This window comes from Azonexus sp. (assembly GCF_049652925.1).
Classification (GTDB): domain Bacteria; phylum Pseudomonadota; class Gammaproteobacteria; order Burkholderiales; family Rhodocyclaceae; genus Azonexus.
The window spans coordinates 138,120-154,679 of the sequence record NZ_JBASFI010000025.1 but is presented as its reverse complement, the minus strand read 5'-3'; the positions used below and the strand labels follow the sequence as shown (position 1 = coordinate 154,679).

At 63.3% G+C, this 16,560-nt stretch carries 15 protein-coding genes; all 15 read left to right on the top strand.

Annotation, left to right across the window (positions count from 1 at the left end; genetic code table 11):
• The first annotated feature begins 73 nt into the window (after positions 1-73).
• The 15 genes from mraZ to ftsZ are packed head-to-tail and all read left to right on the top strand — an operon-like array spanning position 74 to position 16,524.
• Complete coding sequence (mraZ, locus tag WBK19_RS14450; RefSeq protein WP_226401794.1) at positions 74-520, top strand: division/cell wall cluster transcriptional repressor MraZ; 447 nt, start codon at positions 74-76, stop codon at positions 518-520.
• Positions 517-1,443: a 16S rRNA (cytosine(1402)-N(4))-methyltransferase RsmH gene (gene rsmH / locus WBK19_RS14445; protein ID WP_511290883.1), complete on the top strand. Its 927-nt coding sequence runs from the start codon at positions 517-519 to the stop codon at positions 1,441-1,443. Before mraZ ends, rsmH begins: the two co-directional genes overlap by 4 nt.
• Positions 1,443-1,700, top strand: coding sequence for a cell division protein FtsL (gene ftsL / locus WBK19_RS14440; protein ID WP_226497201.1), 258 nt, complete (start codon positions 1,443-1,445; stop codon positions 1,698-1,700). Before rsmH ends, ftsL begins: the two co-directional genes overlap by 1 nt.
• Complete coding sequence (locus tag WBK19_RS14435; RefSeq protein ID WP_511290881.1) at positions 1,700-3,448, top strand: peptidoglycan D,D-transpeptidase FtsI family protein; 1,749 nt, start codon at positions 1,700-1,702, stop codon at positions 3,446-3,448. The genes ftsL and WBK19_RS14435 overlap by 1 nt, the downstream gene beginning before the upstream one ends.
• Entirely contained in the window at positions 3,445-4,932 is a 1,488-nt protein-coding gene (locus tag WBK19_RS14430; protein ID WP_511290879.1) for a UDP-N-acetylmuramoyl-L-alanyl-D-glutamate--2,6-diaminopimelate ligase, read from the top strand. The genes WBK19_RS14435 and WBK19_RS14430 overlap by 4 nt, the downstream gene beginning before the upstream one ends.
• A complete protein-coding gene (locus tag WBK19_RS14425; RefSeq protein ID WP_511290877.1) occupies positions 4,929-6,299 on the top strand; it encodes a UDP-N-acetylmuramoyl-tripeptide--D-alanyl-D-alanine ligase in 1,371 nt (456 codons plus the stop codon). Before WBK19_RS14430 ends, WBK19_RS14425 begins: the two co-directional genes overlap by 4 nt.
• Positions 6,299-7,402 carry a phospho-N-acetylmuramoyl-pentapeptide-transferase gene (gene mraY, locus WBK19_RS14420; RefSeq protein WP_511290875.1) on the top strand — a complete coding sequence of 368 codons (1,104 nt, stop codon included), beginning with the start codon at positions 6,299-6,301 and terminating at the stop codon, positions 7,400-7,402. The genes WBK19_RS14425 and mraY overlap by 1 nt, the downstream gene beginning before the upstream one ends.
• Positions 7,402-8,754, top strand: coding sequence for a UDP-N-acetylmuramoyl-L-alanine--D-glutamate ligase (murD, locus tag WBK19_RS14415; RefSeq protein ID WP_511290873.1), 1,353 nt, complete (start codon positions 7,402-7,404; stop codon positions 8,752-8,754). Before mraY ends, murD begins: the two co-directional genes overlap by 1 nt.
• Complete coding sequence (ftsW, locus tag WBK19_RS14410; protein WP_511290871.1) at positions 8,751-9,914, top strand: putative lipid II flippase FtsW; 1,164 nt, start codon at positions 8,751-8,753, stop codon at positions 9,912-9,914. The genes murD and ftsW overlap by 4 nt, the downstream gene beginning before the upstream one ends.
• Complete coding sequence (gene murG, locus WBK19_RS14405) at positions 9,911-10,969, top strand: undecaprenyldiphospho-muramoylpentapeptide beta-N-acetylglucosaminyltransferase (RefSeq protein WP_511290869.1); 1,059 nt, start codon at positions 9,911-9,913, stop codon at positions 10,967-10,969. Before ftsW ends, murG begins: the two co-directional genes overlap by 4 nt.
• Positions 10,970-12,361, top strand: coding sequence for a UDP-N-acetylmuramate--L-alanine ligase (murC, locus tag WBK19_RS14400; protein WP_511290868.1), 1,392 nt, complete (start codon positions 10,970-10,972; stop codon positions 12,359-12,361). It abuts the gene before it with no gap.
• 57 nt (positions 12,362-12,418) lie between these two features.
• On the top strand, positions 12,419-13,324 hold the full coding sequence (locus WBK19_RS14395) for a D-alanine--D-alanine ligase (protein WP_511290866.1): 906 nt from the start codon (positions 12,419-12,421) through the stop codon (positions 13,322-13,324).
• A 53-nt stretch (positions 13,325-13,377) separates the two neighbouring features.
• Positions 13,378-14,073: a cell division protein FtsQ/DivIB gene (locus WBK19_RS14390; protein ID WP_511290864.1), complete on the top strand. Its 696-nt coding sequence runs from the start codon at positions 13,378-13,380 to the stop codon at positions 14,071-14,073.
• A gap of 4 nt (positions 14,074-14,077) precedes the next feature.
• On the top strand, positions 14,078-15,307 hold the full coding sequence (ftsA, locus tag WBK19_RS14385; protein WP_511290862.1) for a cell division protein FtsA: 1,230 nt from the start codon (positions 14,078-14,080) through the stop codon (positions 15,305-15,307).
• A gap of 35 nt (positions 15,308-15,342) precedes the next feature.
• Complete coding sequence (ftsZ, locus tag WBK19_RS14380; RefSeq protein WP_511290860.1) at positions 15,343-16,524, top strand: cell division protein FtsZ; 1,182 nt, start codon at positions 15,343-15,345, stop codon at positions 16,522-16,524.
• Positions 16,525-16,560: the final 36 nt, after the last annotated feature.

Genomic DNA, 16,560 nt, shown 5'->3' with positions numbered 1-16,560 from the left:
TGACTGAGCAGTGTTGTTGTTCTAAAGTGGGAAAACGTGTTGAAAAGTGGGTAAACGGGGAGCGAGACGAGGGATGTTCGAAGGCGCGGCAGCACTGAATCTGGATGCGAAGGGACGGCTTGCCATACCGGCAAGGCACCGTGAGTCTCTGCTCGCCGCCAGTGAGGGCGCGCTGGTCCTGACGGCGCATCCGCATCGCTGTCTGCTGCTTTACCCGTCGCCGGCCTGGCAGCCGATCCGCGAGCAGATCCTCAAGGCGTCGAGCCTCGATCCGCGTTCGGCCTCAATCAAGCGCGTGCTGGTTGGTAATGCCCGTACCGAAGAGCTGGATTCTGCCGGCCGCATTCTGGTTGCGCCGGAGTTGCGTGAGTACGCCAAGTTCGAGAAGACCGTCTATCTGGTCGGCATGGGAACGCATTTCGAAATCTGGAGCGAGGCCGGCTGGAAGCAGCAGAACGACCTGGCTGCCGAGGCTCTGTCCGGCGATCTGCCGCCGGGCTTCGGGGATCTTGTCCTGTGACCCGCGGTGCCGCCCATGTGACGGTACTGCTCGAAGAGGCGGTGGATGCGCTGGCGATCAAGGCTGACGGCATCTACGTTGACGCCACCTTCGGGCGTGGTGGCCATAGCCGCCGGATTCTTTCCGCGCTGAATGAAAAAGGCCGCCTGGTGGCGGTCGACCGTGATCCGCAGGCAATTGCCGCCGGTGCGGCTATCGATGATTCCCGTTTTTTGCTCGTGCACCGCGCTTTTGGCGAACTGGCCGAGGCGGCGGATGAGGCTGGTGTAAGTGATGTTGATGGGGTTTTGTTTGATGTAGGGGTGTCGTCGCCGCAAATCGACGACGGGGAGCGCGGCTTCAGCTTTCGCTACGACGCGCCGCTCGACATGCGTATGGATACGACGCAGGGCGAGACGGCGGCCGAGTGGCTGGCGCGGGCCGAGATAAGAGACATCACGGAGGTCATTAGAAATTATGGCGAAGAACGGTTTGCTTTCCAGATTGCAAAGAAGGTTGTGGCTGCTCGGGTCGAACAACCTATTGTCACAACAGGTCAGTTTGCGGCCCTCGTACGCGAGACCGTGCGCACCCGTGAGCCAGGGCAGGACCCGGCGACGCGCAGCTTTCAAGCTCTACGGATTCATATCAATCAAGAACTCCGCCAGCTGGAGATAGCACTGCCGCAGGCGCTCGGTTTGCTGAAGCCGGGTGGCCGACTGGTGGTGATCTGTTTTCACTCACTCGAAGATCGCATCGTCAAAAACTTCATGCGCAACGAGTCGGTCGCCGATGATCTGCCCAAGGGTTTGCCCTTGCGCGCTGATCAGTTGCCGAAACCGAAGCTGCGTCTGGTCGGCAAGCCGGTGAAGCCGTCTGCGGCGGAAATCAGTGCCAATCCGCGAGCCCGCAGTGCCGTCATGCGCGTGGCCGAGAAGCTGTAATGCTGCGTTTCAATGTGATCCTTCTCATGATCGTCGTCTTTTGCGCCTTGGGCGTTGTGACTTCCCAGCACCGCGCGCGCAAGCTGTTTCAGGCGCTCGAGACGGAGCAGGAGCGGGCGCGCCAGCTTGATGTCGAATATGGGCAATTGCAGCTCGAGATGTCGACCTGGGCCAATCATCCGCGGATCGAAAAGATCGCCCGCGAGCGTCTGCACATGGTGACACCGAATTCTGCCGTGCCTAAGGGGGCGCGCTGATGGTCGTGCGTCGTCGCCCGCAACGCGGTCACCGTTTTACCGAAAGCCCGGTGTTGCAACTGGCCTTGCAGGGCTGGCGTTCGCGCACCGTTGGCCTGCTCCTCATGGCGGCCTTTCTGGCTCTCGTGGCTCGCGGCTTTTATCTGCAGGTCATCAACAACGACTTTCTGCAGCAGAAGGGCGATTCGCGCTATCTGCGCGACATCGAAATCTCCGCTTCGCGCGGCAAGATCGTCGATCGCAACGGCGACATGCTGGCTGTATCGACGCCGATGAAGACGATCTGGGCCATTCCGGCCGATGCGCGGACGATGAATGGCGAGCAGAAGCGCCAGCTGGCCGGCATGCTCGACATGAATGTGCGCGAGCTGGATGGCAAAATCGCTTCCGAAAAAACCTTCACCTTCGTTAAGCGTCAGGTTTCACCAGAAACGGCCGATCGCATCGGCGCCCAGAAATTTCCCGGCGTGCATCAGGAAAAGGAATATCGCCGCTTTTACCCCACCGGCGACATGACGGCCCACATCGTCGGTTTTACCGGCGTGGACGACAAGGGGCTGGAGGGCGTTGAGCTGGCTTTCCAGAACAGCCTGCTCGGCCGTCCGGGCAGCCGCACTGTCATTCGTGACCGGCGCGGCAATATCGTCGAGGATGTCGGCGCAACCAAGCCGCCGCAGGATGGCAAGGACGTCCGCCTGGCCCTCGATTCGAAGATTCAGTACCTCGCCTTCAGCCAGCTCAAGGCGGCGGTCGAGGCCAACAATGCCAAGGCTGGCGGCGCCATCGTCATCGATTCGCGCACCGGCGAAATTCTCGCGCTGGCCAACTGGCCGACTTACAACCCGAACAACCGGGAGCGCCTGTCCGGGGCGCAATTGCGCAATCGCGCGATTACAGACACTTTCGAGCCGGGGTCGGTGATGAAGCCGTTTACGGCGGCGCTGGCGCTGGAAAAGGGCAAGGTTCGTTTCGACACCATCATCAACTGCGCGCCGGGCCGGATGACGATTGGCAGCGCGACCATTTCCGATGCCCATCCGCATGGTGCCCTGAGCGTCGCGGAGGTCATCCAGAAATCCTCCAACGTCGGGACGGCGAAGATTGCGCTGGGTTTCCCGCCGAAAGAAATGTGGGAAATGTTCGACAGCATCGGTTTTGGCCAGATGCCGAACCTCGGCTTTCCGGGCGAGGTCAATGGCCGTCTCCGGCCGTGGAAAAACTGGCGGCCGATCGAGCAGGCGACGATGTCCTACGGTCACGGCATCGCCGTCAGCCTGGTTCAGTTGGCCCGGGCCTACACGGTTTTTGCCCACGACGGCGAGCTGATGCCCCTGTCGCTGACCAAGATCGACGACGCGCCGCCGCATGGCGTCCGCGTCTTCTCGCCGCAGACCATGCGCGAATTGCGGGTCATGCTTGAAATGGCTGTCCAGCCTGAAGGCACGGCGCCGAAGGCGCGCGTTGCCGGCTATCGCGTCGGCGGCAAGACAGGGACGGCCTACAAGATCGAGGGCGGTGTTTATGCGCGCAAATACGTCGCTTCCTTCGTCGGCATTGCGCCGATCAGCGATCCGCGTCTCGTTGTCGCCGTGATGATCGATGAGCCGACCGGCGGCGCTCACTACGGTGGCGACGTGGCCGGCCCGGCTTTTTCGCAGATTGTCGGCGGTGCCTTGCGCACCCTTGGCGTGCCGCCGGACGCGCCGATTCAGGTGGCCGATGCCGGCGTCGGAAAGGGCAAGCTGTGAGCACCCCGCGCGAGCTACTCGACCGTCTCGAAGACATGGGCATCGTGCCGACTGGCGTCGCCGACGACAGTCGCCAGGTCCGGCCGGGTGATCTCTTCCTGGCCTATCCGGGCGATCTGGCCGATGGCCGCCGCTACATCGCCGATGCGCTGGAACGTGGCGCCGTCGCCGTGTTCTGGCAACCGGGGGGCGATTTCAATTTTGGCCAAAATTTCCCGTTGACCGTGGCAAGCCTGTCGGTCGATGCCCTGCGCCCGCTGGCCGGCCCGCTCGCCCACGCTGTCTATGGTCACCCAAGCGAAGGGCTGTCGCTGATCGCCATCACCGGCACCAACGGCAAGACGACAATCAGCCAGTGTCTGGCCCACGCCTACCCGAAACCTTGCGCTATCATTGGCACGCTCGGTGCCGGCTTCCCTGATGCGCTGACCGAAACCGGTTTCACGACGCCCGAAGCGACAACCCTCATGCGCTATCTGGCCCGCTTCCGTGCTGACGGCGCGGCGGCCTGTGCACTCGAGGCCAGCTCGATCGGCATCGAAGAGGGCCGGATGAACGGCGCTCGCGTCGATGTTGCCGTGTTCACCAACATGACGCGCGATCACCTTGACTACCACGGCACGATGGATGCCTACGCCGAGGCCAAGAAAAAGCTCTTCCTCTGGCCGCGCCTGCGTACGGCGATCGTCAATCTGGACGACGAGTTCGGTCGCCTGTTGTCACGCGAAACGACGGCCATGCGCATCCTCGGCTACGCCATCGGCGAGCAGCGGCGCGACTACCCGGCGCTGGTGCGGGCCGAAAACCTCGTCGACACCCCGTTCGGTCAGCGCTTCAGCCTGGTCCTGCCGAATGGCCGGGCCACGGTCGAAACTGTTCTGGTCGGTCGCTACAACATCTCCAACCTGCTCGCCATCGCCGCCGTGCTGCACGATGCCGGTGTCCAGGCATCCGAAGTGGCACGTCGCCTGTCTGAACTGACCGCGCCGCCGGGCCGCATGGAACGCGTCGGGGGCAATGGCGAACCGCTGGTGGTCATCGATTATTCACATACGCCGGATGCCCTGGAAAATGCCCTGGTTGCGCTGCGCCCGGTGGCAGCCTCGCGCGCCGGCAAGTTGTTGGTCGTTTTCGGTTGCGGCGGCGACCGCGATCCGGGCAAGCGCCCGCTGATGGGCGAAGTGGCCGAGCGCCTGGCCGACCGCGTGCTGGTTACAAGCGACAACCCGCGCCGCGAACAGCCGCTGGCCATCATCGAGGCCATCGTGGCCGGCATGACGCAGGCTGAGGTCGAAGCTGACCGCGCCGCCGCCATCGAGCGCGCCATCCTTGAAGCCAACGTCAGCGACGTCGTCCTGCTCGCCGGCAAGGGGCATGAAACCTACCAGGAAGTTTCCGGCGTCCTCCATCCCTTTTCCGATATCGAACAGGCCAGCGCGGCGCTGGCCTTGCGCCGTCCCCAATCGAAGGAGGTAGCGCGATGAAATGGCTGCTCTCACAAGTCGCCGAAGCCACCAATGGTCGTCTGCTCGGCCGTGATGTCGATGTCACCGGCGTGTCGACCGACACCCGTACCGTCGCCGACGGCCAGTTGTTCGTCGCCCTGAGCGGCGAACGTTTCGACGCCCATGATTTTCTTGATCAGGCCGTGGCGGCCGGTGCCGTCGCCCTGCTCGTTTCCAACGAAAGCAAGGTACCGGCGGGCGCTTCAGCCGTCGTCGTCGATGACACCCGTCTCGCCCTCGGCCGCTTCGCTGCCGCCTGGCGCGCCCAGTTCACGCTGCCGGTGATCGCCGTGACCGGCTCCAACGGCAAGACGACGACCAAGGAAATGGTCGCCTCGATTCTCAAGGCTGCCTTCGGCGCCGCTGTGCTGTCCACCCGCGGCAACCTCAACAACGACATCGGCCTGCCGCTGACCCTGCTCGGCCTGCGTCTCTCGCATCGCGCCGCTGTCATCGAGATGGGCATGAATCATCCCGGCGAAATCGCCTACCTGGCGCCGATCGGGTCGCCGACCGTGGCGCTCGTCACCAACGCCCAGCGCGCCCACCTTGAAGGCATGGGCGACATGGACGAAGTGGCGCGTGAAAAAGGCAGCATCTTTGGCGGCCTGCGCCCGAATGGCGTCGCCGTGATCAATGCCGACGACGCCTACGCCGATGTCTGGCGTGGCATGGCCGGCCAGCACACCGTGCGGACTTTCGGCATCGACCGCGCCGCCGATGTGCACGCTGTCGTCCGCCAGCACGGCCTCGAAATCGCCATCGAACTGACTGCCGCCGAAGGCGAAGCGGCGATCACGCTGCATATTCCCGGCCGTCACAACGCCCGCAACGCCGTTGCCGCGGCCGCTGCCTGCCTCGCTGCCGGCGTGCCGATGGCCGCCGTGGCGGCAGGGCTGGAGGCCTTCAGCGGCGTCAAGGGCCGCCTGCAACGGCGGGCCGGCAACAAGGGCGCCGAAATTCTCGACGACACCTACAACGCCAATCCGGATTCGGTCCGCGCCGGGATCGACGTGCTGGCTGCAACCATCGGGCGCAAGCTTTTCGTGCTCGGCGACATGGGCGAAATCGGCGAGGCCAGCGGCCAGTATCACGACGAGATCGGCGGTTACGCCAAGAGCCAGGGCATCGATCGCCTGTTTGCGCTCGGCGACGCGGCGCAACTGGCCGTTCGCAACTTCGGCGAAGGCGCCCGGCATTTCTGCAATATCGAAAAGCTGATTGCTGCGGTCGACAAGGAATTGGGCCCGGAAACCACGGTGCTGGTCAAGGGCTCGCGCTTTATGAAAATGGAACGCGTGGTCGATGCGCTCGCCGCGCCGGCTGCCGCCGAGGAGAAAAACTGATGCTGCTGGCCCTTGCCCAATGGCTCGCCCAGGACGTTCGCTTCTTCAACGTCTTCAACTACATCACGCTGCGTACCGTGCTGGCAACGCTGACCGCGTTGCTCATCTCGTTTGCCGCCGGCCCCGGCGTCATCCGCTGGCTGGCCGCCAAGAAGATCGGTCAGGCCGTGCGCAATGACGGGCCGCAAACCCACCTCGTCAAATCGGGTACGCCGACCATGGGCGGCGTGCTGATCCTGATTTCCATCGGTCTGACCACGCTGCTCTGGGGCGACCTGACCAACAAGTATGTGTGGACGGTCCTCGTCGTTACCCTCGGCTTCGGCATTGTCGGCTGGTACGACGACTGGAAGAAGGTCGTCTATCGTGACCCGAAAGGCTTGTCGGCCGGCTGGAAATATCTGTGGCAGTCGGTGCTTGGCCTGGGGGCTGCACTCTTCCTCGCCTTCTCGGCAACTTCCGGGGCGCAGACCGAACTGATCGTGCCCTTCTTCAAGACCATCGCCTATCCGCTCGGCATCATCGGTTTCATCACGCTGACCTACTTCGTCATCGTCGGCACCAGCAACGCGGTCAACCTGACCGACGGCCTTGATGGCCTGGCGATCATGCCGACCGTCATGATCGCCGGCGCCTTCGCGATCTTTGCCTACGTCACCGGCCACGCCGGGCTCTCCAAGTACCTGCTCATTCCCTACGTGCCGGGGGCGGGCGAGTTGTGCATCCTGCTCGGCGCGATTGCCGGGGCCGGGCTTGGCTTTCTGTGGTTCAACGCCTATCCGGCCGAAGTGTTCATGGGCGACGTTGGCGCCTTGTCGCTCGGCGCGGCGCTCGGCACGGTGGCGGTCATCCTGCGTCAGGAAATCGTCCTGCTCATCATGGGCGGCGTCTTCGTCGTAGAAACCCTGTCGGTCATGCTGCAGGTCAGCTACTTCAAATACACCAAGAAAAAATTCGGCGAGGGCCGCCGCATCCTGCGCATGGCGCCGCTGCACCACCACTTCGAACAATCGGGCTGGAAGGAGACGCAGGTCGTCGTTCGCTTCTGGATCATCACCATCATGCTCGTGCTGGTCGGGCTGTCTTCGTTGAAGTTGCGCTGATGGAACTCAAGGGCAAACGCGTTCTGGTAGTCGGACTCGGCGAGTCCGGACTGGCGATGGCCAAGTGGCTGCATCGCCAGGGCGCGTTGGTCCGCGTCGCCGATTCGCGCGACAACCCGCCAAATATCGAAGCCCTGCAACGCGTCGCGCCGGGTGCCGAACTGATCGCCGGGCCGTTCGTTGAAGCACCGTTTGCCAGCGCCGACCTCGTCGCGCTGTCGCCGGGCGTCGCCAAGGCGACACCGGTCATTGCCACGGTCGACCGGAAAATTGTCTCGGAAATCGAATTATTCGCCGCCGGTGTGCGCGAGCAGGTGCTGGGCTCGAAGATCATCGCCATCACCGGCAGCAACGGCAAGACGACGACGACGGCGCTGACCGCACATCTGCTCAACGGCGCCGGTGTGCCGGCCATCGCCTGCGGCAACATCTCGCCGTCGGCCCTCGATGCGCTGATGGATGCGCAGGATGCCGGCAACTTGCCGCAAGTCTGGGTCGTCGAACTGTCCAGCTTCCAGCTCGAAACGACGCACCACCTCAACGCCGCTGCCGCCACCGTCCTCAACGTCTCGGAAGACCACCTCGACCGCTACGAAGGCAGCCTGGCCAACTACGCTGCCGCCAAGTCGCGCGTCTTCCTGGGCAAGGGCGTCATGGTCCTCAATCGTGACGACGACTGGTCGATGGCCAACGGCCGTTGCGGCCGGACGATGGTGACGTTTGGTCTCAATGCCGCACCGCGCGGCGTCGATTACGGCTTTGCCGATGGGGCAATCCGTCGCGGCAAGGAAAAGCTCGTCGCGCTGGCCGACCTCAAGTTGTCCGGCCTGCATAACGCCGCCAATGCCATGGCCGCGCTGGCCCTGTGCGAAGCCATCGGCGTCGCTCCGGCTGGCCTGGTCGAACCGCTCAAGTCTTTCGCCGGTCTGGCGCACCGCGTCGAAACCGTCGCTGAAATCGGTGGTGTGCTCTACGTCGATGACTCCAAGGGCACCAATGTCGGTGCCACGTTGGCAGCAATCGAAGGCATGGGCCGCAAGGTCGCCATCGTTCTCGGCGGCGACGGCAAGGGACAGGATTTCTCGCCCTTGAAGCCGGCGCTCGAAAAACATGGCCGCGCCGTGGCGTTAATCGGCCGCGATGCCGCCGCCATCGGCATGGCCCTCGAAGGCAGCGGCTTGCCGACCCGGATTCTCGGCGACATGGACGCCGCCGTGCGTTGGCTTGCTGCCCAGGCTCAAGCCGGCGACTGCGTGTTGCTCTCCCCGGCCTGTGCCAGCCTCGACATGTACAAGAACTACGCGCATCGCGCCCAGGCTTTCATCGATGCGGTGGAGGGGCTGCAATCATGATGATCGGCGCCCTCGATTCGCCGCGCCGGCAAGTCGCCGAGATCGACTACGCCCTGTTGTGGAGCGTCTTGATCCTGCTCTTTTCTGGTCTGGTCATGGTCTATTCGGCTTCGATTGCCATCGCCGAAGGTGGCCGTTTCACCGGCCATCAGCCGGCCTATTACCTGGTCCGCCACGGCATCTTCCTGTGCATTGGCCTGGTCGCCGCGGCGGTCACTTTTCAGGTGCCGCTGTCGCTGTGGCAGAAGAACGCACCCTACCTGTTCATGATTGGTGTTGCCCTGCTCGCCCTCGTGCTGATCCCCGGTATCGGCCGTGACGTCAACGGCGCCCGCCGCTGGCTGTCGCTCGGCTTCGCCAACCTGCAGCCGTCCGAACTCATGAAGCTGTTCGCCGTGCTCTACGCCGCCGACTACACGGTACGCAAGATCAACGTCATGCACGACCTCAAGCAGGCCTTCCTGCCGATGTTCGGCGCCATGGCCATCGTCGGCATGCTGCTGCTCAAGGAGCCGGACTTCGGCGCCCTGGTCGTCATCATCTCCATCGCCATGGGCATTCTCTTCCTCGGCGGCCTCAAGGCGCGGCTCTTCGCGCTGCTCATCGTCGGCCTGCTCATTGCCTTTGCGATCATGATCATCGTCTCGCCCTACCGGCGCGACCGGGTGTTCGGCTTCATGGACCCGTGGGCCGATGCCTACGGCCGCGGCTACCAGTTGTCGCATTCGCTGATTGCCTTCGGCCGCGGCGAACTGTTCGGCGTCGGCCTCGGCGCCAGCGTCGAAAAACTCTTCTACCTGCCGGAAGCGCATACCGACTTCCTGCTCGCCGTGATCGCCGAAGAGCTTGGCTTCTTCGGCGTCGTCGCGATCATCGCGCTGTTCGCCCTGCTCGTGCAGCGCGCCTTCGCCATCGGCCGCCAATGCGTGCAGCTTGACCGCCTCTACCCGGCGCTGGTCGCCATGGGCATGGGCATCTGGTTCGGCGTCCAGTCCTTCATCAACATGGGCGTAAACATGGGCCTGCTGCCGACCAAGGGGCTGACCCTGCCGCTCATGAGTTTTGGCGGGTCGGGCGTTTTCGCCAACTGCGTGGCCTTGGCGATTCTCTTGCGGGTTGACTGGGAGAACCGGCAGCTCATGAGAGGAGGCAAGTTATGAGCAAAACAATCATGATCATGGCCGGCGGTACCGGTGGCCACATCTTCCCGGCCCTGGCCGTCGCTCATGCCATGCGCGATGCCGGCTGGCGCGTCGTCTGGCTGGGCAATCCGGAGGGCATGGAAGCCCGTCTCGTGCCGCAGCATGGCTTCGAGATGGTCAATCTGAAGTTCGCCGCCTTGCGCGGCAAGGGCATCCTGCGCAAGCTGCTGCTGCCGGTCAATCTGCTCAAGGGCTTCTGGCAGGCGCGCAAGGCCATTCGCCAAGTGCAGCCCGATGTCGTGCTCGGTATGGGCGGCTACATCACCTTTCCGGGCGGCATGATGGCTTCCCTGCTCGGCAAGCCGCTGGTTATTCATGAACAGAATTCGGTGGCCGGGCTGGCCAATCGCGTCCTGGCTGGTGTCGCTGACCGTGTCGTGACCGGCTTCCCCGATGTCCTGAACAAGGGCATCTGGGCCGGTAACCCAGTGCGTCCGGAAATCGCCAAGATCGCCCCGCCGGCCGAACGTTTTGCCGAACGGACCGGCGCCTTGCGTGTGCTGGTCATCGGCGGCAGCCTCGGCGCCCTGGCCCTCAACGAGATGGTGCCCAAGGGCATGGCCCTGCTGGCTGAATCCGAGCAGCCGCAGATCGTCCATCAGGCCGGCGAAAAGCATATCGAGGCGCTCAAGGCCAATTACGCCGCGGTCGGCGTACAGGCCCATTGCGTCTCCTTCATCGAAGACATGGCCGGCGCCTACGAATGGGCCGATCTGGTCATCTGCCGGGCCGGTGCACTGACTGTGGCCGAGCTGGCCGCTACCGGCGTCGCCAGCATCCTCGTGCCCTTCCCGTATGCGGTTGATGACCATCAGACCGGCAACGCCAAGTTCCTGGTCAATGTCGGAGGCGCCTTCCTGTTGCCGCAATCCGAACTGACGCCGGAATCGATTGCGCTGATCCGCAACTATTCCCGCGGTCAACTGCTGGAAATGGCTGAAAAGGCCCGCAGCCTGGCCAAGCCCGATGCCACCGAAGAAGTGGCGACTATTTGTGCAGAGAGCGCGAAATAAATGAAACATAAAGTCAAACACATCCACTTCGTCGGCGTCGGCGGTTCCGGCATGAGCGGCATTGCCGAAGTGCTGGCCCACCTCGACTACACGGTGAGCGGTTCCGATCTGGCGGCGAGCGCCACGACGCGTCGCCTCGAAGGCGAGCGCATCAAGGTCATGATCGGCCACGCCGCTGAAAACATCGCCGGGGCCGATGCCGTCGTCACCTCGACGGCCGTCAAGGCCGACAACCCGGAAGTCGTTGCCGCCCGCGAAAAGAAGATCCCGGTCGTGCCGCGTGCCCAGATGCTGGCTGAGCTGATGCGTCTCAAGCACGGTATCGCCATCGCCGGCACGCACGGCAAGACGACGACGACCAGCCTGGTCGCCAGCATCCTGGCCGAAGGCGGCATCGACCCGACCTTCGTCATCGGCGGTCGCCTCAATGCGGCAGGTGCCAACGCCCGCCTCGGCAGCGGCGATTTTCTGGTGGCCGAGGCCGACGAGTCGGACGCTTCCTTCCTGTTCTTGTCGCCGGTCATTTCGGTGGTGACCAACATCGACGCCGACCACATGGAAACCTATGGCCATGACTTCGAGCGTCTGAAGAGCGCCTTCGTCGAGTTTCTCAATCGCCTGCCCTTCTACGGCGTGGCCGTCCTCTGCGGTGACGACGCCAATGTGCGCGACATCATGCCGCGTGTGCCGAAGCAGATCATCACCTACGGCCTGTCGCCGGATTGCAATTTCTACGCCGAGAACATCGTCGCCGAAGATGGCCGGATGCGCTTTGACTGCGTGCGTGTCAATGGCTCGACGACGCGCCTGGCCATCACGCTCAACACGCCGGGCCTGCACAATGTGCTGAATGCCCTGGCGGCCATCGCCGTGGCCACCGAGGTGCAGGTATCCGACGCCGCCATCGTCAAGGCGCTGGCCGAGTTCAAGGGCGTCGGCCGCCGCTTCCAGCGTTACGGCGAAGTGGCCCTGCCGGCCGGTGGTTCCTTCACCCTGGTCGACGATTACGGCCATCACCCGGTCGAAATGGCCGCGACGCTGGCTGCCGCCCGTGGCGCCTTCCCGGGCCGCCGTCTCGTGCTGGCCTTCCAGCCGCACCGCTACACGCGGACGCGCGATTGCTTCGAGGATTTCGTCAAGGTGCTGAGCACGGTCGACGCGCTGTTGCTGGCTGAAATCTACGCAGCCGGCGAAGCGCCCATCGTCGCTGCCGACGGCCGTTCGCTGGCCCGCGCCCTGCGTGTCGGCGGCAAGGTCGAGCCGGTTTTCGTCGAAGACATCGCGGCAATGCCGCAAACGATCATGGATGTCGCCCGCGATGGCGACGTGGTGTTGTGCATGGGCGCCGGCTCGATTGGCGCCGTTCCCGGGAAAGTGGCGGGTCAGCAATGAACTTCCACGGTCAACCCGAAAAAATGCCCAATATTGAAATGCAGTCTGGAGCAAAGCATGTCTGATTTCGGCAAAGTCGCCGTGATGTTCGGTGGAACCTCCGCCGAACGCGAAGTTTCCCTGAACAGCGGTTCGCGCGTGCTGGCCGCGTTGCAAGGGCAGGGCATCGATGCCCATGCTTTTGACCCGGCGTCGCAGCCTCTCGACGCGCTCAAGGGCTACGACCGCGCCTTCATCGCGCTGCACGGTCGCCATGGTGAAGATGGCACGATCCAGGGCGCCCTCGAAGTCATGCATATTCCCTACACCGGCTCCGGCGTCCTCGCCTCGGCGCTGGCCATGGACAAGTTCCGCACCAAGCTGATGTGGCAGGCGGCTGGCCTGGCTATTCCCGAATACGCCCTGCTGACGGCTGATTCCGATTTCGGCGACATCGAGGAAGAGCTCGGCCTGCCGCTCTTCGTCAAGCCGGCCCGCGAAGGTTCGTCGATCGGCGTCACCAAGGTCAAGGAGCGCGGCGCGCTCAAGGCGGCCTACGAAGAGGCGGCTCGCCACGACCCGCTGGTTATCGCCGAAAAGGGCGTCATGGGCGGCGAATACACGGTCGGCATCATCGGCGACGAAGCCATGCCGATCATCAAGATCGAGCCAGCCACCGAGTGGTACGACTACGAAGCCAAGTACAACCGCGACGACACCAAATACCTGTGCCCGTGCGGCCTGCCGGAAGCCAAGGAAATGGAAATCCGCAAGGGGGCGCTCGAAGCCTTCCGCGTCCTCGGCGGCCGCGGCTGGGGCCGCGTCGATTTCCTGATGGACGAGGACGGCAAGCATTACTTCCTCGAAGTCAATACCGCGCCGGGCATGACCGACCATTCGCTGGTGCCGATGGCCGCCCGCGTCAATGGCATGGATTACCCGACGCTGGTCCGCCGTGTCCTCGAACTCGCTACTAACGACTGAGCCAATGAATGTGGAACAAACCGCACCTGCTCAACGCCATAGCCGACCTGCTCATGCTGGTCGCCGCGGCGGCGTTGCTGGCCGCCGGCGCGGTGTGGTTGGTGCGCGTGCCGTCGCTGCCGGTCAAGCACGTGGTGTTTGCCGAGACGCTGCCGCACACCAAGCGCGGCGAAGTGGAGCAGGTCTTGCCGGGTTCGCTGAAAGGCAATTTCTTCAGCCTGAATCTGGAAATGGTGCGCGGTTCGCTCGAGAAGCTGCCCTGGGTGCGCAAGGTCGATGTGCGTCGCCAGTGGCCGGATCGCCTGGAAATCAGGATCGAGGAGCACAAGCCGGTGGCGCGCTGGGGCGAGGGGCGCGGCGAGCTGGTCAACAGCTACGGCGAGGTCTTTGCTGCCAGTTTGCCGGAGAGAGAGGCGACCAACTTGCCGCTGCTTTTCGGGCCGCTGGGCACGGCGCAGGACGTTTTAAAGCATTACAGCGAGTTTGTCGGGTCCTTTGCGAAGGTCGGCGAAACGCCGGTACAGCTCACGCTGTCGCCGCGTCTGGCCTGGCAGCTCAAGTTGCAGAACGGCATGTTGGTGGACATCGGACGGGAACAGCCAAAGGCGCCGGTCGGCGTGCGCCTGCAGCGATTTTTGGAAATTTATCCGGAAACGGTCGCCAGACAGGCGGTCCGGCCGGCAGTCGTGGATTTGCGGTATCCGAATGGTTTCGCCATGCGAATGGCGGGCGAAGGGAAGGGAAAGTAAGCATATGAGCAGGGACAACAAGGATCTGGTCGTCGGTCTGGACATCGGAACGTCGAAGATCGTCGCGCTGGTCGCCGAGATCAACCAGGAAGGCCATCTGAACGTCATCGGCATGGGCTCGCAGGATTCGCGCGGCCTCAAGAAGGGCGTCGTGGTGAACATCGAGGACACCGTGCACACCATCAGCCGCGTCGTCCAGGAAGTCGAACTGATGGCCGACTGCAAGGTGACCAATGTGTACACGGGCATCGCCGGCAGCCACATCAAGAGCTTCAACTCGAACGGCATGGTGGCCATCAAGGACAAGGAAGTCACCCAGACCGACGTCGAGCGCGTCATCGAAACCGCCAAGGCCATGCCGATTCCGGCCGATCAGGAAATCCTCCACATCCTCACCCAGGAATTCGTTATCGACGGCCAGGACGGCATTCGCGAGCCGATCGGGATGAGCGGCATGCGTCTGGAAGTGAAGACGCATATCGTGACCGGCGCCGTTTCAGCCGCTCAGAATATCGTCAAGTGCGTACGCCGTTGCGGTCTGGAAGTGAATGACCTCGTGCTGCAACCGCTGGCATCCAGCTACGCCGTGCTCTCCGAGGACGAAAAGGATCTCGGCGTCTGCCTCATCGACATCGGCGGCGGCACCACCGATATCGCCGTGTGGACGCAGGGCGCCATTCGTCACACCTCGGTCATCCCCATCGCCGGCGATCAGGTGACCAACGACATCGCCATGGCGCTGCGCACGCCGACCCGCGAAGCCGAGGACATCAAGTGCAAGTACGGCTGCGCCCTGTCGCAACTGGCCGATGCGGCCGAGAACATGGAAGTTGCTGGTGTCGATGACCGCCCGAGCCGCAAGCTGAGCCGCCGGGCACTGGCCGACGTCATCCAGCCGCGCGTCGAGGAGCTCTACGAGCTGATCCAGAACGAGCTCCGTCGCGCCGGTTTCGAGGAAGTCCTTTCGTCAGGCATCGTCCTGACCGGCGGCGCCAGCGTCATGCCGGGCATGGTCGAGCTGGGCGAGGAAATCTTCCACATGCCGGTTCGCCTCGGCAACCCGAAATACACCGGCAGTCTGGCCGACGTCGTGCAAAGCCCACGCTTCTCGACCGCTTACGGCCTGCTGCTCGAAGCGCAGGCCCAGCGCAAACGCGGCCAGAAGATCCAGGAAAAGCAGGGCTTCAAGGACGTCTTTGACGGCATGAAGTCGTGGTTTGCCAAGAATTTTTGATTTGTCATTGAACAGTTTTTTCAGAGGAGGTAGTCATGTTTGAGATCATCGAGAAAGACGAAGAAGCCGGTACCATCATCAAGGTATTCGGCGTGGGTGGTGCCGGTGGCAATGCCATCGAGCACATGATTCGCGAAGGCGTCAGCGGCGTTGAATTCATTGCCGCCAATACCGATGCCCAAGCACTCAGCCGCAATGCCGCATCGAGCAAGCTGTCGCTCGGCAAGACCGGCCTCGGTGCCGGTGCCAAGCCGGAAGCTGGCCAGGCGGCAGCCGATGCGCATCGCGAAGAAATTCGCGCTTCGCTGGAAGGCGCCCACATGGCCTTCATCACCGCCGGCATGGGTGGTGGCACGGGTACCGGCGCGGCTCCGGTCGTTGCCGAAATCGCTCGCGAAATGGGCATCCTGACTGTTGGCGTGGTCACCAAGCCGTTCAGCTTCGAAGGCAACAAGCGCATGAAGTCGGCCGAAGCCGGCATTGCCGAATTCTCCAAGCATGTCGATTCGCTGATCGTCATCCTCAATGACAAGCTCATGGAAGTCATGGGCGACGACGCCGATGTCGACGATTGCTTCCGCGCTGCTGACGACGTGCTCAAAAATGCTGTTGGCGGTATCGCCGAAATCATTACCTACCCGGGCCTGGTCAACGTCGACTTCGAAGACGTCCGCACCGTCATGGGTGAAATGGGTCGCGCCATGATGGGCTCCTCTGCCGCTGCCGGCGTCGATCGCGCCCGCATTGCCGCCGAGCAGGCCGTTGCCTCGCCGCTGCTCGAAGGCATCAACCTGTCCGGTGCCCGTGGCGTGCTGGTCAACATCACCGCGGCCAAGGGCGGCCTCAAGATGAAGGAAGTCAACGAAGTGATGAACACCGTCAAGGCCTTTGCGGCCGAAGACGCACACATCATTTTCGGTGCTGTTTATGACGAGCTGATGGGTGATGCCCTGCGCGTCACCGTCGTCGCCACCGGCCTCGGCCAGGTTGCTGCGGCCCGCGCCCGTCAGCCGGAAGTGTTCTCCCAGCCAGTCCTCGTTCAGGCCACCGGTACCAGCGATGCCGTCGCCTTCTCGAATGGCCCGGCTATCGATTACAACCAGATGGCCGATGTCCCGGCTGTTGTCCGCAAACGCAATGTGACCGTCGAGGCCCTGGCCAACAGCGGTGTCGACCGTTACGACATTCCGGCTTTCCTGCGCAAGCAGGCGGATTGATGTAACAAAAACTCTCTCTGAAAAAGGGTGGTGGCG